12 protein-coding genes are annotated in these 17,448 nt (G+C 64.7%); 4 read left to right on the plus strand and 8 right to left on the minus strand.

Annotation, left to right across the window (positions count from 1 at the left end; translation table 11 throughout):
• Window positions 1–242 precede the first annotated feature (242 nt).
• Window positions 243–3,263, plus strand: coding sequence for a TonB-dependent receptor domain-containing protein (locus ACZ5XO_RS10135; RefSeq protein ID WP_464162232.1), 3,021 nt, complete (start codon window positions 243–245; stop codon window positions 3,261–3,263).
• An 81-nt stretch (window positions 3,264–3,344) separates the two neighbouring features.
• Window positions 3,345–4,796: an amidohydrolase gene (locus tag ACZ5XO_RS10140; RefSeq protein WP_464162233.1), complete on the plus strand. Its 1,452-nt coding sequence runs from the start codon at window positions 3,345–3,347 to the stop codon at window positions 4,794–4,796.
• Window positions 4,797–5,035: 239 nt separating this feature from the next.
• Here ACZ5XO_RS10140 and ACZ5XO_RS10145 read toward each other — a convergent pair whose 3' ends face one another.
• Both ACZ5XO_RS10145 and ACZ5XO_RS10150 read right to left on the minus strand, forming a co-directional pair.
• Complete coding sequence (locus ACZ5XO_RS10145; protein WP_464162234.1) at window positions 5,036–5,458, minus strand: low affinity iron permease family protein; 423 nt, start codon at window positions 5,456–5,458, stop codon at window positions 5,036–5,038.
• 50 nt (window positions 5,459–5,508) lie between these two features.
• Window positions 5,509–7,758 (minus strand): S9 family peptidase, encoded by a 2,250-nt coding sequence (locus ACZ5XO_RS10150; protein ID WP_464162235.1) that lies wholly within the window; start codon window positions 7,756–7,758, stop codon window positions 5,509–5,511.
• A 138-nt stretch (window positions 7,759–7,896) separates the two neighbouring features.
• Here ACZ5XO_RS10150 and ACZ5XO_RS10155 point away from each other — a divergent pair, with 138 nt between their 5' ends.
• Together ACZ5XO_RS10155 and ACZ5XO_RS10160 are read left to right on the plus strand one after the other, a co-directional pair.
• A complete protein-coding gene (locus tag ACZ5XO_RS10155) occupies window positions 7,897–8,712 on the plus strand; it encodes a ferredoxin--NADP reductase (protein WP_464162236.1) in 816 nt (271 codons plus the stop codon).
• Window positions 8,713–8,716: 4 nt separating this feature from the next.
• The gene (locus tag ACZ5XO_RS10160) at window positions 8,717–9,049 is read left to right on the plus strand and encodes a chorismate mutase (protein ID WP_464162237.1); all 333 of its coding nucleotides are present in this window, start codon (window positions 8,717–8,719) and stop codon (window positions 9,047–9,049) included.
• Window positions 9,050–9,059: 10 nt separating this feature from the next.
• Here ACZ5XO_RS10160 and ACZ5XO_RS10165 read toward each other — a convergent pair whose 3' ends face one another.
• The 6 genes from ACZ5XO_RS10165 to ACZ5XO_RS10190 form a co-directional block, all read right to left on the minus strand.
• Window positions 9,060–10,280, minus strand: a complete 1,221-nt coding sequence (locus ACZ5XO_RS10165; protein WP_464162238.1) for an efflux RND transporter periplasmic adaptor subunit — start codon at window positions 10,278–10,280, stop codon at window positions 9,060–9,062.
• 41 nt (window positions 10,281–10,321) lie between these two features.
• Window positions 10,322–11,779: a TolC family protein gene (locus ACZ5XO_RS10170; RefSeq protein ID WP_464162239.1), complete on the minus strand. Its 1,458-nt coding sequence runs from the start codon at window positions 11,777–11,779 to the stop codon at window positions 10,322–10,324.
• A 1-nt stretch (window position 11,780) separates the two neighbouring features.
• Window positions 11,781–12,962: an ABC transporter permease gene (locus ACZ5XO_RS10175; protein ID WP_464162240.1), complete on the minus strand. Its 1,182-nt coding sequence runs from the start codon at window positions 12,960–12,962 to the stop codon at window positions 11,781–11,783.
• Complete coding sequence (locus ACZ5XO_RS10180; protein ID WP_464162241.1) at window positions 12,959–13,627, minus strand: ABC transporter ATP-binding protein; 669 nt, start codon at window positions 13,625–13,627, stop codon at window positions 12,959–12,961. Before ACZ5XO_RS10180 ends, ACZ5XO_RS10175 begins: the two co-directional genes overlap by 4 nt.
• Window positions 13,628–13,683: 56 nt before the next feature.
• Window positions 13,684–14,169 (minus strand): hypothetical protein, encoded by a 486-nt coding sequence (locus ACZ5XO_RS10185; protein ID WP_464162242.1) that lies wholly within the window; start codon window positions 14,167–14,169, stop codon window positions 13,684–13,686.
• A gap of 263 nt (window positions 14,170–14,432) precedes the next feature.
• Window positions 14,433–17,420, minus strand: a complete 2,988-nt coding sequence (locus tag ACZ5XO_RS10190) for a TonB-dependent receptor (RefSeq protein WP_464162243.1) — start codon at window positions 17,418–17,420, stop codon at window positions 14,433–14,435.
• Between the last annotated feature and the right edge of the window lie 28 nt (window positions 17,421–17,448).

Below are 17,448 nucleotides of genomic sequence, written 5' to 3' on the forward strand. Positions count from 1 at the left end.
TCAACGCCCAATTCCAGTGATTAGTTTGCTCATTATATTGAATAACAGCAATATTTAACCCGAAATGGTTGACGGTTCGAATGTGTCAGTTTCTAGTCCCCTCCAAGGCGAAACCTCCGACGTCGCATCTTTCCGGGGCGACGGACCGGGACAAAGAGGCCGCCTTGATCGACCGAACCGGCCGCCGCCGGGCGGGCCCGGGGGGATACCGGGCTCGAAAGCTTCAGAGGGGATACCGAGTCATGCGTGCAGCCTTCACCCGCCGAAACCTCAAGACGGCCATGCTGGCCACCACCGCCCTGTTCGGCGCCGCGACCGCCGCCGCCGCCCAGGACGCGCCCGAACAGGAGGCCACCCAGATCGACGAGATCATCGTCGTCGGGTCGCAGATTCGCGGCGCCAAGGTCACCGCCGCCCTGCCCGTGACCGTGGTCGGCGAGGAGCAGATCCTTGCGGCCGCCGCCACCTCGGGCGACGAACTGCTGCGCACCATTCCCCAGATGGGCGACGTGACCTTCAACTCCTCCTACCTGCCCGCCAGCTCCAACTCGGCGCGCGGCGACACCGGCTCGGTCAACCTGCGCAGCCTCGGCATCGGCAACACCCTGGTGCTGCTGAACGGGCGCCGCGTCGTCGGCCACCCCACGTCCCAGGCCAACGAGCACCTGGTGCCGGTCCTGACCTACAACACCAACGCCATCCCGGTTTCCGGCCTCAAGCGACTGGAAGTCCTGCGCGACGGCGCCGCGGCCATCTATGGCGCCGACGCCGTGGCCGGGGTGATCAACACCGTCCTGCGCGACGACATGACCGACCTGACCATCTCGGCCCAGTACGGCTTCGCCGAGGGCACCGACATGTGGGAGACCAACTTCTCCGCCTATGGCGGCAGGGACATCCAGGACGGCCGCGGCAACATCTCGGCCTTCTTCAACTACGACCACCGCGACGAGCTTTCGACGCTGGATCAGTCCTTCACCGCCTCTGACGACAAGCGGCCGCTGTTCGTGGGCACAGGCTTCAGCGGATCGGCCCTGAACGGTCTGTCGTCGCTGACGCCCTGGGGGCAATTCACCCTGCCGACTGCCGCCTCCTTTGGCTTGGAGACCTTCAAAGACTTCACCATCCAGCCCGACTCGGTGGCCGGTTGCGCGGCCTCGCTCGGCAACGGCCTGTGCCTGAAGAAGACCACCAATGTCGACGCCTCCCTGCTCGCCGACACGGCCAAGGAAGACCTCACCGTCGTGCCCGAGGTCGATCGCTTCAACCTCTTCCTGACCGGCCGCTACCAGATCAACGACGCGGTCGAGGCCTTCGGCGAACTGGGCGTCTACTATGCCCAGTCCAATGCACGTCAGGCGCCGATCAACACCCTGTCGTCGGTCGTCATGACCATCGCCGGCACGAACTACTACAATCCCTTCGGGCAGGACGTGCGCCTGACCGGCTATCGCTTCAACGACCTGGGTCCGATCAATGTCGAGGTGACGAACCAGCAGTACCGCGCCCTGGGCGGCCTGCGCGGCGAATGGCGCGGCTGGAACTGGGAATCGGCCCTGCTCTGGTCCGAGGCCACGGCCAAGGACGTGTCCGACAACATCTCGACCACCAAGCTGGCCGAATGGGCGGCCAAGTCGACGCCCGACGCCTATAACTTCTTCAACGGCGGCGACCCGGCCAATCCGCGCTTCGGCGACGCCACCCCGTCCAACCAGGCGGCGCTGGACGCCATCCGCGTCGACATGGTCCGCAAGACCAAGACCGAGCTGGGCCTGTGGGACTTCAAGATCTCGCGGCCGGACCTCTTCACACTGCCCGGCGGCCCCGTCGGCGTCGCCGCCGGCATCGAGGCGCGCACCGAAACCCAGCTAGATGATCGCGACAGCCGTATCGACGGCACGATCCGCTACACGGACAAGTCGGGCGCGACCTACAGCGACCTGATCAACTCGTCCGAAAATCCCGACACCTACGGCGAGCGCGACGTCTTCTCCGCCTATCTGGAGTTCGCCGCGCCCCTGGTGTCGCCGGAAATGAACATCCCCCTGGTTCACAATCTGGAGGTTCAGGTCGCGGGCCGCTTCGAGAACTATTCGGACTTCGGCGACGTGGCCAAGCCCAAGGTCGCCGCCGCCTGGGACATCGTGGACGGTTTCCGCGTTCGCGGCTCCTGGGCCCAGGGCTTCCGTGCGCCCAACCTGGAGCAGATCAACGCCACGGTGATCACCCGCTCCAACAGCTCGAACGACTACATCTACTGCGAGGCCCTTCTGCGTCGGGGGGCCATCACCAACATGACCCAGTGCGGCGCCAGCACCTTCTCCAACATCCCCAACAGCTTCGCGGACAAGGCCAACGTCAGCCAGACCCACGTCCGCAAGCTCACGGCCGAGCGCCGCTCCGGCAACCCGGACCTGCAGCCGGAAGAGTCCGAAACCCTGTCCTTCGGCCTGGTCGTCCAACCCCGCTTCATCCCCGAACAGTTCGGCGACTTCACCTTCACCGCCGACTGGTGGCAGGTTGAACAGACCGGCATGGTCGGCCTGTTCCGCGGCCAGAACGCCCTGATCCTCGACTACCTGCTGCGCCAGCAGGGCAGCTCGAACCCGAACGTCGTCCGCGCCGCCGCCACCGCCGCCGACCAGGCGGTCTTCGCCGGCACGGGCCTGACGGCGGTCGGCGAGGTCCAGTACATCACCGACGCCTACACCAACCAGCAGCCGCAAACCGTCGAGGGCCTGGACCTCGGCGCCATGTGGAGCCTGCGCGGCACGGCTTACGGCGACTTCAGCCTGAACCTGAACGTTTCGCACCTGCTCAAGTATTACCTCGAGCTGGCGCCCGGCGCTCAGGCCCTGGTCGACGCCAAGGCGGCGGGCGACATCGATCCCTCCATCTCCCTGGGCGGCAGCATGGGCGACATGATCGCCGACCTGGGCCGTCCGGAATGGAAGTGGTCCCTGTCCGGCACCTGGCGCAAGGACGCCTGGACCGTCGGCGCCTTCACCCAGTACATCTCGTCCCTCTATGACGACAGCCTGACCAACTCGGCGGGCGACTACTGGACGGTGGACGCCACCATCACCGCCAACCTCTATGGCGAGTATCAGTTCGACGAGGGCCGTCTGGCCGGAACGGCCGTGCGCGTCGGCGTGCGCAACCTGACCGACGAGGAACCGCCCCTCTCGGCGGCCGGCTTCGTCGGCACCGTCTATCAGCCCTACGGCCGCTACTGGTACGCCAGCTTCCGCAAGACCTTCTGATCCGGTCCTGAGGTCTTTCGGGCGGGAGGCGACATCGTCTCCCGCCCTTCGTCTATTCGCCGTCTGTTTGTGGAGTTCCCGATGCAACCCGTCTCGATGCGCGCCCTGGCGCTCGCCGCCGCCCTGACCGGCCTCAGCCTCCCGGCCTTCGCCGCCGAACTGTCGCCCCAGGCCCGCGCCCAGATCACCGGCACGGTCGAGCGCAACCAGCCCGCCCTGGACCACGCCGCGCTGGAAATCTGGAAGTTCGCCGAGCTGGGCTATCAGGAAACCCAGAGCTCGACCCTGCTGCAGGGCCAACTGACCGAGGCCGGCTTCCAGGTCACGCCCGGCATCGCCAACGAACCCACCGCCTTCCTGGCCAGCTTCAAGACCGGCGACGGCCCGGTCATCGCGGTTCTGGCCGAATACGACGCCCTGCCCGGCCTGTCGCAGACCCTGAACCCGGTGCAGGAATCCGCCGGCGGCCACGCCGGCCACGGCTGCGGCCACAACCTGTTCGGCGCCGCCTCCGTCCACGCCGCCATCGCGGTCAAGGACTGGATGGTCGCCAACAACATCAAGGGCGAGCTACGCGTCTATGGCACGCCCGCCGAGGAAGGCGGCTCGGGCAAGGTCTACATGGTCCGCGACGGCCTGTTCGACGACGTCGACGTCGCCGTCCACTGGCACCCCGGCAACGTCAACAGCGCCCGTCAGGGCGACACCATGTCCAACGTCTCGGGCAAGTTCCGCTTCTACGGCACGGCCGCTCACGCCGCCGCCGCGCCCGATCGCGGCCGCTCGGCCCTGGATGGGGTCGAGGCCATGAACGCCATGGTCAATCTGATGCGCGAACACGTGCCCGACCGCACCCGCATCCACTACGCCATCACCGACGGCGCCAAGGCGCCCAACGTCGTCCCCGCCTTCGCCGAGAGCTACTACTACGTTCGCCACAACGATCCGCAGATCGTCCGCGACGTGCTGGAACGCGTGAAGAAGGCGGCTGAAGGCGCGGCGCTGGGCACCGGCACCCGCGTCGAGTTCGAGGCCATCGGCGGCGTCTATTCCATGCTGCCGAACGAGGCCCTGATGAACGTCATGGACCGCAACCTGCGCCATGTCGGCGGCATCACCTGGACGCCCGAGGAAATCGCCCTGGCGACCGAAATCCAGAAGACCCTGCCGACGAAACCCGATCTGGCCAGCGTCGGCACGATCGAGCCCGCCGTGATCGGCGGCGACTTCGGCGGCTCGACGGACGTCTCGGACGTGTCCTGGGTCGCGCCCACGGTCGGCCTGTCCACCGCCACCTTCGTCCCCGGCTCGGCGGGCCACAGCTGGCAGAACGTGGTGGCCGCCGGCTCGACGATCGGCCTGAAGGGCGCCCATCTGGCCGCCAAGACCCTGGCCCTGACCACCGCCGAACTGTTCCAGAGCCCGGACACCATCGCCACGGCCAAGGCCGAGTTCGAACGCCGTCGCGGCCCGGACTTCAAGTACGAGGCCCTGCTGGGCGACCGCGCCCCGGCGCTCAACTACCGCGACTAAGCTCCAAAGCCCCTTCTCCCCTTGTGGGAGAAGGCGGCCCGTCAGGGCCGGATGAGGGGTGTCGGCGCAATCGCGAACAGATCAACTCGCCTGTTCTCCCCCTCCAATCCCGGTAAAACACGGCGATTGCGCGCGTCTGAGTGCGATCAACCCGCCGCCTCTCGCCCGTCCGCCATGATGCGCGCTTCGCCAGCGGCCCGGAGGGATTCAGACGATTCAGACGAATTGGACTCTGTTTTTCAGCTCTCGCTCTCCGCCGCGCGCCTGGCGGGCCGGCTCCTGACCGGCCGCGCCGGCTGCCCCGCATGGATGTCGCGCCCGCGCCGCTCGACCTCCTGCAGGATGACCGCCAACTCCTTGTCGGTCAGGTGCTCGATGCCGATGAAGCCCGCGTCGGCCTTCTTCACCGCATAGACCAGCTCGTCCAGCTTGGCGTGCATGGCCGCCGCATCACGATTCTGGGTGTTCTGGATCAGGAAGACCATCAAGAAGGTGATGATGGTCGTGCCGGTGTTGATCACCAACTGCCAGGTCTCGCTGAACCTGAACACCGGCCCCGTCGCCGCCCAGATCAGGACCAGCAACAGGCACAGGATGAAGGTCCACGGCCGGCCGGCCATCTTGGCCGTCGTATTGGCGAAATGGTTGAACAGCTTTTCCATTCCGGCGGAACGGCGGCGCTTGCCGCTTGTTCCGCCGGGACAGGATCAGGTTACTGAGCCGCCTCAAGCGCCCGCGTGCCGATGGTGCGGTCCAGGAAGTCCAGATAGGTGCGCCACAGGTGAAGCTGGCGGTCATTGCCCCGCACGCCGTGACGCTGGCCGGGATAGAGCATGGTCTCGAAGGGGATGCTCTTCTCCTGCAGCGCGTTCAGCACCCGCGTGGTGTTTTCGAAGATGACATTGTCGTCGGCCATACCGTGCAGCAGCAGCAGACGCCCCGTCAGGTGGTCGAGACGGCCCAGCACGTCGGAGGCGGCATAGCCGTCCACATTGGCCTGGGGCGTCGACATGTAACGCTCGGTATAGGCCGTGTCATAGAGGCTCCACTCGGTCGGCGGGGCTCCGGCCAGGGCCGAGGCCAGACCCATCTTGGGCTCGGTCAGGGCCATCAGGCTCATGAAGCCGCCATAGGACCAGCCCATCATGGCGATGCGGCTGTCATCCACATAGGGCAGCGACCGCAGATAGTCGGCGGCGATGACCTGATCCTCGATCTCGGGCTGGCCCATCTTCAGATAGAGGGCCTGCTTGAAGGCGGCCGAACGATCGCCCTCGCCCCGGTTGTCCAGGCGGAAGACGATATAGCCGGCCTCGGTCAGCAACTGGTTGGTCGCCGGCTGCCAGCCGTTCTTGACCCCGCCGCCCGACGGGCCGCCATAAACCTGCATGACCACCGGATAGGTCTTGGTCGGATCAAAGCCCGGCGGCGTCGTCATCTGCCAGACCAGGGTCTCGCCGTGACTCTGCAAGGTGCCGAAGGTCGGCTTCTGCTGGCGCTCGGCATAGGGCCAGAAGGGGTGGCCGGGCTGCAGCCTGTTCTCCTCGATCCAGCGGACGCGCTGGCCGTCGATGGTGTAGAGCGCCGACTGGGCCGGGGTGTTCACGTCGGTGTAGTTGCCGACATAGGCCGTGCCCGTGTCGTTGACCGAGGCGCTCCACCAGCCGCCGCGAGGCGTCACCTCGCTCGGGGCTGCGGTCCGCTTGTAGCTGGCGCGGAACAGCTGCTGCTCGACCGGGTATTCCTTGCCGTCGCGCATGGAGGCGGTGAAGAAGACCTCGCCCGTCGTCGGATTGACGCCCGCCAGCGACTTGACCGGATAGTCGCCGCGCGTAATGGCCCGCAGGCGACGCCCGTCCTTGTTGTAGAGATACAGGTGACGCCACCCGCTCTCCTCGCTGGACCAGATGAAGTTGCCGTCCTTCAGCGCCTTGAAGTCGTGGGTCACGTTGACCCAGGCGTTCGAGGTCTGGCTGGCGATCACGCGGCTGGCGCCCGTGGTCGGATCGACGCTCAGCAGGTCCAGCCGCTTCTGGTCGCGCGACAGGCGCTGGACATAGGCGACCGAGCCGTCCGCCGCCCAGTTCACCCGGCCCAGATAGATGTCCGTGTCGGCGCCCAGATCGACCTTGACCCGCTGGCCGCTCTGCACGTCCTGAACATAGAGCTCGACCACGGCGTTGGGACGACCGGCGCGCGGATAGCGCTGCTCGATCACCGAGGCTCCGCCGCCGGTGATGTCCAGGCGCGGAATGACATCGACCTGGGTCTCGTCCGTGCGCTGCAGAGCGATGTAGCGCTCGTTCGGGCTCCACCAGTAGCCGGTGTCGCGATCCAGCTCTTCCTGGGCGATGAACTCGGCCGTGGCCCAGGTGATCAGGTCCTTGCCGTCCGTGGTGATCGCCTGTTCGGCGCCCGTCTCCAGATTGACCACGAACAGGTTCTGATCGCGTACGAAGCTCACGAAGGCGCCCTTGGGCGAGACCTTGGCGTCGATCTCGTCGGCCGCCGTCTCGGTCAGGCGGCGAACGCTGCCGTCGGCGCGGTTGGCCAGGAAGATGTCGCCTTCCAGCGGCGCCAGGATGTAGCGGCCCTGCTCGTCCCAGGAATATTCCACCACGCCGCGCTGCGAAATCCGCATCCGCTCGCGCCGCGCCTTCTCGGCCTCGGACAGTTCGCCGGCGTCGGGCACCAGGGCCCGCGCGTCGATCAGCTTGAACGGCTCGCCTCCCTTCACCGGCGCGGCCCACAGGTCCAGCACGTCCACGTCGTCCTCGCGCGAGCGCAGGAAGGCGACCAGTTCGCCGTCGGGCGACAGGCTGACGCCCTTGGCCACCGGCCCGGCCAGCGACGGATTGGCGAAGACCCGCTCGACCGTCAGGATCGAGGATGCGGGCGCCGTGGCGGCAGGGGGCGACGCGAGCTGCGGAGAGGATTGGGCGAAAGCCGAGGTCGCAGCCATCAGGATCGTCGAAGCAAGAAGGAATGTGCGCATGGCGGGGAAGCTAGAGGCGGAATCTTCCGCCGTCATCCGCAAATCTGACCGGTTGCGACGCTCGCGAGCCTTTCGCATTGCCCCGCGACGGCCTAGGTAGTCGCCATGTCCGACGCCCCCCTCTCCGCGCCGCCCGTCAAGGCCAGCCCCTTCCACGAACTCGAAGTCCTGTGGGTCCGCCACTGGAACGATCAGCTGTTCAGCTTCGGCGTGAAACGGCCCGAGGATTTCCGCTTCCGCTCGGGCGAGTTCGTCATGATCGGCCTGCCGGGCGAGGACGGCGGCAAGCCGGTGCTGCGCGCCTACTCCATCGCCAGCCCCTTCTGGGCCGAGGAGCTGGAGTTCTTCTCCATCAAGGTCGAGGACGGCCCCCTGACCTCGCGCCTGCAGAAGATCGTGGCGGGTGACAGCGTCCTGATGGGCAAGAAGCCGACCGGCACCCTGGTGCTGGACGCCCTGACCGGCGGCGAGCGTCTGTGGCTGATCGGCACGGGCACGGGCCTGGCGCCCTGGTTGTCTGTGGCGCGCGACCCCGAAACCTATTCGCGCTTCAAGCAGGTCATCGTCTGCCACACGGTGCGCAACGTCGCCGACCTGGCCTATCGCGACTTCTTCAGCCACGAGATCCACGACGACCCGCTGATCGGCGACGAGGCCAAGGCCCAGCTGACCTATTATCCGACCGTGACCCGCGAGCGCTTCGAGACGCCGGGCCGGATCACCGACCGCATCAAGTCAGGCGATGTCTTCGCCGACCTGCAACTGCCCATCGGCTTCTCGCCCAACAGCGACCGCGTCATGCTGTGCGGCTCGATGGCCATGATCAAGGAGACCGGCGAACTGCTGGAAACCTACGGCCTCAAGGAAGGCTCGAACGCCGAACCCGGCGACTATGTTCTGGAGCGCGCCTTTGTCGGCTGACCTGATGACCGCCCCCCGCTCCGTCGCCATCGACGACCGCAAGGCCCCGGAAGACTGCGCCACCATGGTCGACGTGCGTCAGGGCGTGGACGCCCTGGACCGCGCCCTGGTGACCCTGCTGGCCGAGCGCCAGCGCTATATGGACGCCGCCGCCCGCATCAAACCGAACCGCGACGCCGTCTTCGACCAGGCTCGCATCGACGACGTGGTGGCCAAGGTGCTCAAGGCGGCCGAACCCGCCGGCCTGTCCCCCGACATCGCCGAGCCGGTCTGGCGCCTGCTGATCGACCGCTGCATCGCCCACGAGTTCGCCAGATACGACGCCACGCGGGGCTGAGCGCTCGGCGTCATGTCGGCGGCGGCGCCGGAACACGCCACACCACCGTGTCGCCGGCGCGCAATCCGGACAGAATCTCCACCCCTGCCGGCCCCACACGCCCCACCTTGACCGGCCTTTGTTGCAGCGCGCCGCCTTCGCGGGAGCGCACCAGCACAAAGGCCTGGGGCGCCGCCCCCTGCACCGCCTGGGGCGGCACAGATATGGCTGTTGCATTCTCGTAGGCCACGACCGAAATATTGGCGGTCATGCCGATGCGCACGTTTCGCGCGGCCGCCTCTGACAGGGGATCAAGCCGAATGCGCGCGGTGAAGGTCGCCTTCCCACCGCCCTGCGCCGCCTCGGCTTCACCCGCAACGCCCGTGACGACGCCGTTCAGGCTCTCCCCGCCGAAACCCGGGCCGGTTACAATCGCCTTCTGCCCCGGCGTGACGGAATTCAGGTCCGCTTCGTCCAGGGTAAAGACGACATCAAGTCCGGCTGTGCTGGCGATTACGCCCAGCAACTGCCCCTTGGTGACACGACCGCCCGCGTGAACGCCCTTGTCGCCCTGCTCGCCCCCGCTGTCCGGCCGGACGATGACCCCCGCCTCGGGCGCCCGGATGACAGCACCTTCGGCGCCGCCGACGGAAGTATAGCGCGACCGCGCCACATCCCTTTGCAGCAAGGCGATCCGGCGGTCTCCTCCCTGCCCGCGCCGCGCGGTGTCGGCTAGATCCTCTCGCGCCGCCGTCAAGACGGCTTGCCGCTGGCGGCGTTGCTGCAACAGGGCGTCGTATTCGCTTCGAGGGACGAGACCGCGATCCAGAAGCGCTCTGGTTTCCGCCAGCCGGGCTTCCAGATCGCCCAGTTCATCTGCAGCGGCCGTCACCGCGCGAGACGCCCGGCGCATCTCCGCGCCCTCCCCCCAGTTCTGCATGCGCCGCGCCTCATCCTCGGCCTTCAGCCAGGCGACCTCGGCCTCGACCCGACTTCGCCCGACATCAGCGGCATCCAGTTCGACCAGGACCTGCCCCGCTTCCACCTGATCGCCATAGGTAAAGCCAAGCCGCAGCACGGCGGCATCAGCCGGAGCGGTCAGATCAACCCTGTCGCCAGGCGCTATCCGTCCAGCGAAGTTGGCGGAAACGACAAAGGGCCCGCGCTGCACCACAAGGCTCTGCTCGAGGGCGTCGCCAGGGCCTTCGCCGCCGCCGCGAGCCATGCCCACCAGCAGGACGGCGCCGGCCACGACAGCCCCCCCCAGGTAAAGCCATCGCCGCCACCGTCGACCTAGTCGTTCAAGGAAATGCGCCATGTCTCGAGCGTGCTCCCGATCTGCTGGTCCAGCGCTGTCAGCGCATTGAGGTAGGCGATATTGGCGGAAAGCTCCTGCGCATCCGCCGCGCGCAAGTCAGCCTGGAGCGACAGAACCTCGAAATTAGAGGCGCGACCGAACCGCAATCTCTCCTGGCCGATCTCGAGCGCTCGTTCTGAAAGCGCGCGGGCGCGCCTGGCCGCCTCGACCTGCCGCCAGTTGGCCTCGACCGATTGCACGGCGTCCAGAACCTGGCTCTCGACCGACTGCTTCATCTCCTCGAACGCCAGTTCGGCGGTCTGCATTCCGGTCTCGGCCGCCAGCCAGGTCTGACGCCGCGACAGATCGCCTATGGGAATGCTCAGCCGCAGTCCGACCGACGTGTCGGTTTCATCATAGCGACCGAGAAAGCGCGGCCCGTCATCGCGCGTGGCCGAGGCCACCAGTGAAAGATCCCAGAGCCGTTGATTACGCGCCACGATCACGGACTGGCGCATCTGTTCCAGCGCCTTGCGCTGGGCCAGAAGATCCACGCGAGAATCAAAGGCCCTCTGCATGGCCTGATCAAGGTCGACCTCCACCCTGGACGCTTCCATGGGCTCAATCGCCACCACATTGGTTCTGGACGCGAGCGCCAGCAGTTGAAGCAACGCCAGTTGAGACGACGCCACCTGCTGTCGCGCCTGAAACACGGCGACTTCCTGGTTGGCCACGCCCGATTCCGTCTGCACGATATCCGAAGCCGCCATGCGTCCAGCCGCAATCAGCGCGCGGTTGGTTTCCAGAAGGCCCTGGGTGCGTTCAAGCGACACCTCGGCCAGGCGCGCCTGTTCCTGGGCCTGGGCAAGGCTGCGGTAGGCGGTGATGACGGAACTGACCGTCCCCGAAACGGTCGCCTCCAGTTGCAGCCGGTTGATCTCTTCCTGCAGGCGAGCGATGCGAACAGGCGCCATGTTCACAGCCAGTCCAGCGCCGCGCAGCAGCGGCTGGTTCAGACTGACCCCGGCGGTGTCATACTCGTCGCCGTCGCCACCGAGCGGCGTGGCGCGCGCCCAGATGAAAGAGACCGAACCGCCAAGCGGAGTCAGCCAGGACGCCGACGGGCTGATGACGGTTTCACCGCGCGTATCGCCGTCACGGCGCCGCTGCACCACCTCAACGCCGATGCCGCCCTGCGGAACAAAGGCGCGCTCGGCCACTCGCAGATCGAACCGCTGAACCACCCGTTGCAGATAGGCCGAGCGCACGCCCCGGTTATGGCGCAACGCAAGGGCGACCGCCTCGTCCAGGGTCAGCTCCAAAGGCGCACCGGCAGGAATAGACACGCCAGGCGGGAGCACGACAGGCGATATGGGACGAGGGCTGATCTGCGCCGCGGCAGGGCTGCCTGCGGCCAGCACCGCCACCATGATCACGCCGATCAACCGGGTCACCTCAATCTCCACGCAAGGCCTCGATTGGTGAAATGCGGGACGCCGAGATGGCCGGATACAGGCCGAAGATCAGCCCCACCCCCGCCGCCACGCCCGCCCCCAGAAACAGGACCATCCAGTTGACGCCAAAGTCGAACGGCAGAAACAGCGTCGCCACCCAGGTCAGAAGCACGCCCAGAACATCCCCGAGAAGTCCTCCCGCCACGGTGAGCAGGATCGCCTCGATCAGGAACATCATACGGATCTCGTTCGGCGTGGCGCCGATGGCCGCGCGCAACCCGATCTCACGGCGGCGCTCCATGACGGTCATCAACATGACATTCATCACGCCGACGCCGCCCACCAGCAAGGAAATGGAGCCGATAGCGATCAGGACCCCGCCCAGCAGAGACATCTGCTTCTTCATCGTCTCGATCATGGACCGGGCGTCCTGCACTCGCACCGGCGCCTGGGGCGTTGAAAGCGCTGCGGTATAGCGATCCACCGCCGCCGCGCTGTCTGCAGTCGTGCGTAGACGAACCAGGGCCCCCGTGGCGCCGTCGCCCGGCATGACCTGACGGGCGCACTCCAACGGGATCAGAACAGCATCGTCATACGGGATGGGGCTCAAGGATTGATAGGCGACCGCCTTCAGCACGCCGACCACAGTATAGCCGTACGCGCCGATGTGAATCACCTGCCCGGGCACGATCGCCGCTCCCGGAGAAGACAATCCGGACGCCAGCTTGTTTCCGACCACAGCCACCCGACTGCAGGCGTCGATCGCTTCCAGGCGACGCCCCTGCTCAAGCGGCAGGTGCGCGACCTGCTCCATCATGGGCGTGATGCCCGCCACCGTAGCGCTCTGGATCCTGGAACCTGCGGCGACCATGCTGGTCGTTGCGGCGTAGGGCGCCGCCATCAGGGCGTCCGCGTCGTCGGCGACAAGGGCTTTCAGACCAGGGATGTCGATCCCCCGCCCGCCCGGCGCCTCCAGCTGGATCGACAAGACGTCAACACCTGTCTGCTGGAAGCTCTTCAATGTGGTCGCCTGGGCGATATAGGCGATGTTCATCAGGGCCACGATGGCGGCTGATCCGATCACCACCCCTAGCAAGGCCAGAAGCGAACGCCGCCCCTGCCCGCGCAGGTTCGAAAAGGCTTCGCGCGCCAGTTCGTCCAGACTGAAGCCCTTGGCGATCATCTTGCAACCTCGGGCTGCTGTACGCGTCCGTCCCGAATTTCTATCGCACGGTCACACTGGGCCGCGATCTCTCGATCATGAGTCACCATGACGACAGTGACGCCAAGCTCCCGATTCAACGCCCGGAACAGAGCCATGATCTGGGCACCGGTCCGGCTGTCCAGGTTGCCTGTCGGTTCATCCGCCAGGATCAGCCTGGGCTCCCCCACCAGAGCACGGGCGATGGCGACGCGCTGACGCTGCCCGCCAGAAAGCTGCTCGGGCCTGTGGTCCACGCGGTCAGCCAGACCGACGCGATCCAGCATGGCCAGCGCCCTGACCTTGCGCTCCTCCCGCCGCACGCCGCGGTGAAGCAGCGGCAAGGCGACATTTTCCCACGCCGCCAGGCGAGGCAGGAGATGAAAGGACTGAAAAACAAACCCAATCCGTTCATTGCGCAGCCGGGCCGCAGCCGCGGCGGAAAGATCGGACACCTCGACGTCGAACATGCGAACGGAACCCGAGAAGTCGCCATCCATGACGCCCAGCACGTTCATCAGCGTGCTTTTGCCCGATCCAGAGTTGCCGACAATCGCAACAAACTCTCCGCTTCCGATCGAAGCGGAGATTTCGCTAAGAGCGAAAATTTCTCCGTAACGCTTTGAAACGTCTTTGATTTCAATCATTGAAGGCTGAATGGGGACGTTTGCACGCCCCCATTCATTACACATCCAACCACCAATCAGAAGTTGAAGGTGCCGCCGATGATCTGGCAGCTGCTCGGCGTGCCAGGGATGGTCTGCGGGCCAGGAACGGTCAGCGTATGACCGGAGGTTCCGCTGTCCGACAGGGTGCCGGTGATGTTGCCCAGGCAGTTGCCGCCAAGGAAGGTCGAAGCGCCGACGTTCGAGATGGTGACAGGAACGCCCGAGTGCGCGCCGGTGAGAGAAACGCCCGAGACGACCCACGGACCCGCGTTGGGCTTCACCGCGCCGCCGCACAGGATATTGCCTGCGCTGAAGGTCGGGTTAGCGATCACGAGCTGGCCCGTGCTGTCCAGTTGCAGCGTGCCGGAGAAGTTGCAGGTGATCTGGATGGACTGCTTGACCGTCACCGTGCCGGTAACGGTCTTCGGAAGAGTAATCGTGCTGGCGCTGGCCTGCCCGAAAACAGCCATGCTGGCGGCCAGCGTGGAAACGAGGGCGATAGACTTGATTACAGACTTCATTTCTAGCCTCCCATTATTATCCGCTGATATTTCAACGGAAACGGTCATTATTGACACATCAAAGTAGACATCATTGGGAAATTATACAACCTAGAATCTATATTAACGGAGCAATTTTCTAGAAGTAAATTGATCACTATATTCTGAAATTGGAAAAAATGGCGCACCATTGCTGATGCACCTCACAAATCACAAAGAACAACCAGAAGCGGAAAAGAAATCCGCTTCTGGTACGGGGACTTTATCTGTCAAAATTCACGCCATCAGAATCTCTTGCTCACGCTGAAGGCGAACAACCTCGGGTCCAGCGTGAACACGTTGGCCGTCAAGCCGGTGTCGTCGCTGTTGGTGAACATGTCGGTGATGGGCGCGTCATCGAAGACGTTCTTCACATAGGCGGTAAAGACCAGATCCTTGCTCGCATTTTCGACAACGATCGACAGGTTCAGACTGTCCCAGGCCTTCAGGCGATCATACTCGGTATTGAATATCCGAGCGTAGCTGGCGTCCTGCCAGTAGTAGTCCCCGCGCACGGTCATGTCCCAACCGCTGAACGAGAAGACATACTGGGCGCCGAAGTTGAGGGTCCAGTTCGGCGAATTCGGCAACTCGTTTCCGCCGAGATCCGCCATGAAGCCGCGACCGCCGTTCGGCGCCTCGGTCAGAGGATCATACTCGAAGCCGAACAGCAGATAGAGCGGCAGCAAGGAGTTGAAATCCGGGTCAAACGATCCAGACCTCTTCGACCCCGAGCAAAGCCCCTGCAGCCCCCACATCAGGAAGGTGTCCGGCATGCCCGAGTTCAGGATGGTTTCAACGTGCTCGGTCGGCGCGATACAGTTGGACGGCACCTGAACCCAAGGGCGCAGCAGGGTCCAATCGGCATTGCCCTGGGTGCGGTTCATCACGTCGATCGATCCCTCGCCGCCAGCAATCCGCGTGTTCAGATAGCCGAGGTTGGAATCAAGCCGGAACCGGTCGGTCACATGGAAGATGGCTTCCAGTTCAGCCCCCCATATCCGCGCGTCGAAATTCTCATTCAGAGAGATACGATCGACGATCTGAGAGACCTGATAGTCCTTGTAGTCATAGTAGAAGGCGTTGGCGTTCAGGCGAATTCGACCGTCGTGGAAGGTGTTCTTGGTCCCGATCTCGAACGCATTGACATATTCCGGCTCGAAATCCTCGGCCAGAGGCTGATACTGGATCACCTCGGGATTGATGTCGACGCGGGGCGGATTGGTGCCGCCCCCCTTGTAGCCCCGCGCATACGAAGCATAGACCAGGGTGTCATCGGTAAAGGACAGCTCCGGCTTCCAGTCCAGAACAAACCGTCCGGTGACCGCGCCCCACGACTGCTTGATGTCCGGGAGCGCGGGATAACCACGACTGACATAGCCGCCCGATCCCTGCCCGCCCGTTCCGTCCGGATTGGCCCCCATCAGCAACTGGCTGGGATAGGGCGTGGTGACCTTCTGGTCGTCCGTGTATCGCAGCCCCACCGTCATGCGCAGATCGGGTCGAAGATCCCAATACCCCTCGCCGAACAGCGCCCAGGAACGAACCTTCACGACATTTCGGCTTCGGAAATAGTTGTGACCGTCGCCGGCCAACTGATTGATCGAGCTGCGGTCGACATAGATGCACTCCTTCCACGCCGTGGCGTTCTCATCGCACTCCTGGCTGAGCAGGCCATCGGTATAGAGGAAGGAACTCGAGTCGATATTATAGAAATATTCAGCCAAGAAGGTGAATACGTTGTTGAAGACGTAATAGTTGTCTTCAGTTTTGAAATCTATGTAGTTGGCGCCGATGTTGAAATTGAACCGTCCATCAAAATCTGACTGAAGACGGAATTCCTGTGACCATTGGCGGTTGTCGGACGAACTCAGGTCCGCACTGATCATCCTATTGGACGTCCCCAGCTGCGGGTCTGTGTAGAAACCGCCAGGCGTCACCCAGGGCGAACTGACCACCGGATTTCCGGCCCAATCGACGAAGGGCTGGGACGAGTCCGCGAAGATAGGATTGCTTACGAAGCGATTATAGTCCTGGGTCGACCAGAAATCGTCTTTGGCGTAGGCCGTCTGCGAGATCAGCGACAGATTGTCGGAAATATCGAATTCGATGTTGAACTGAACAACATCGTTCTTCGCCCTGAACCTGGGATCATAGGCGCTGGAAATCTCTCTCAAATCACGCGACTGGGTAACGCCCATATAGGGATCGACGCTGTAGTCGACCGCATACTGCTGCCCCCCGAAGTTCGGAAGAGACCCGTAGTCCACGGTGCCCGCCATGAAGATATGGCCAAATGCGCCGCCGTTCGGCGAGTCATAGGCCGCATCACTGAACAGGGTGCGCGGCAAACACCCCTGGCTCAGCCGGTTCTGCAGGAAGGTCGAGGTAATGGGAGTATCGCCGAGCTGGGTCGGACCGGGGTCCTTGGTGCAGAGCTGCTTGCCGGTCCGCGAGCGCTGATCGTCTTCCTCGAAATGCTCCCAGATAAGATTGGCGCGGAAGCGATCCGTCGGCTCCCACGCGGCTGACAGGCGAGTAGACCACAGATCGCGGTTGTTCACCCGACGCTCTGTGAAGGTGTTGTAGTCAAAACCATCACGCTTGGTCGTCGACGCCGCAGCGCGCACCCAGAAGGTGTCTGTCAGAGGGATGTTGACCATCATCTGGCCGCGCGTGGAGCCGAAATTACCCGCTTCAGCCTTCAGCATGGCCTCGAAATCCGGGCCCGGCAGATTGGGGATCATATTGACCACGCCGCCCGTGGCGTTGCGGCCGTAAAGCGTGCCCTGCGGCCCCCGCAAGACCTCGACCCGGTTCACATCCAGGTATTCCTGCTCGAACAGACGGTTCCGGGTCAGAGGAGAGTTGTTGAAGCTGACCGCGACAGCCGGGTCGCTGCTGGCCGACACCGCCTTGGTCCCGATCCCCCGGATCGAGAAGTTGTACATGCTGAAATTGTTCTTGGAGAAGCTGACATTCGGTACGGCGCGCACCAGCTCGGACCCGCCGTCGATGCGCATGGCCTCGAGGTTCTCCGCCGACAGGGCGGTCACCGCGATCGGCACGTCCTGGATCGACTCCTCGCGTTTCTGAGCCGTAACGATGATGTCCTCGACAGCCGTGGCAGGCTCGCTCGGCGGCGCCGTCTGGGCTAGGGCCGGCGCGGCCACGGTCAACGCCAGAATGGATACCGTCGCGGCCAAGCGCGCGTGAACGACCGATGTCGCCATCAAGACCCCTCCCCAGGGCGCGGCCCGT

It is taken from the genome of Brevundimonas sp. T2-11, assembly GCF_055397675.1.

Bases quoted from the DNA above. Each gene is read 5' to 3' on its own strand.
- ACZ5XO_RS10135 (WP_464162232.1), top strand. From the start codon at position 243: ATGCGTGCAGCCTTCACCCGCCGAAACCTCAAGACGGCCATGCTGGCC.
- ACZ5XO_RS10140 (WP_464162233.1), top strand. From the start codon at position 3,345: ATGCAACCCGTCTCGATGCGCGCCCTGGCGCTCGCCGCCGCCCTGACC.
- ACZ5XO_RS10145 (WP_464162234.1), bottom strand. From the start codon at position 5,458: ATGGAAAAGCTGTTCAACCATTTCGCCAATACGACGGCCAAGATGGCC.
- ACZ5XO_RS10150 (WP_464162235.1), bottom strand. From the start codon at position 7,758: ATGGCTGCGACCTCGGCTTTCGCCCAATCCTCTCCGCAGCTCGCGTCG.
- ACZ5XO_RS10155 (WP_464162236.1), top strand. From the start codon at position 7,897: ATGTCCGACGCCCCCCTCTCCGCGCCGCCCGTCAAGGCCAGCCCCTTC.
- ACZ5XO_RS10160 (WP_464162237.1), top strand. From the start codon at position 8,717: ATGACCGCCCCCCGCTCCGTCGCCATCGACGACCGCAAGGCCCCGGAA.
- ACZ5XO_RS10175 (WP_464162240.1), bottom strand. From the start codon at position 12,962: ATGATCGCCAAGGGCTTCAGTCTGGACGAACTGGCGCGCGAAGCCTTT.
- ACZ5XO_RS10180 (WP_464162241.1), bottom strand. From the start codon at position 13,627: ATGATTGAAATCAAAGACGTTTCAAAGCGTTACGGAGAAATTTTCGCT.
- ACZ5XO_RS10185 (WP_464162242.1), bottom strand. From the start codon at position 14,169: ATGAAGTCTGTAATCAAGTCTATCGCCCTCGTTTCCACGCTGGCCGCC.
- ACZ5XO_RS10190 (WP_464162243.1), bottom strand. From the start codon at position 17,420: ATGGCGACATCGGTCGTTCACGCGCGCTTGGCCGCGACGGTATCCATT.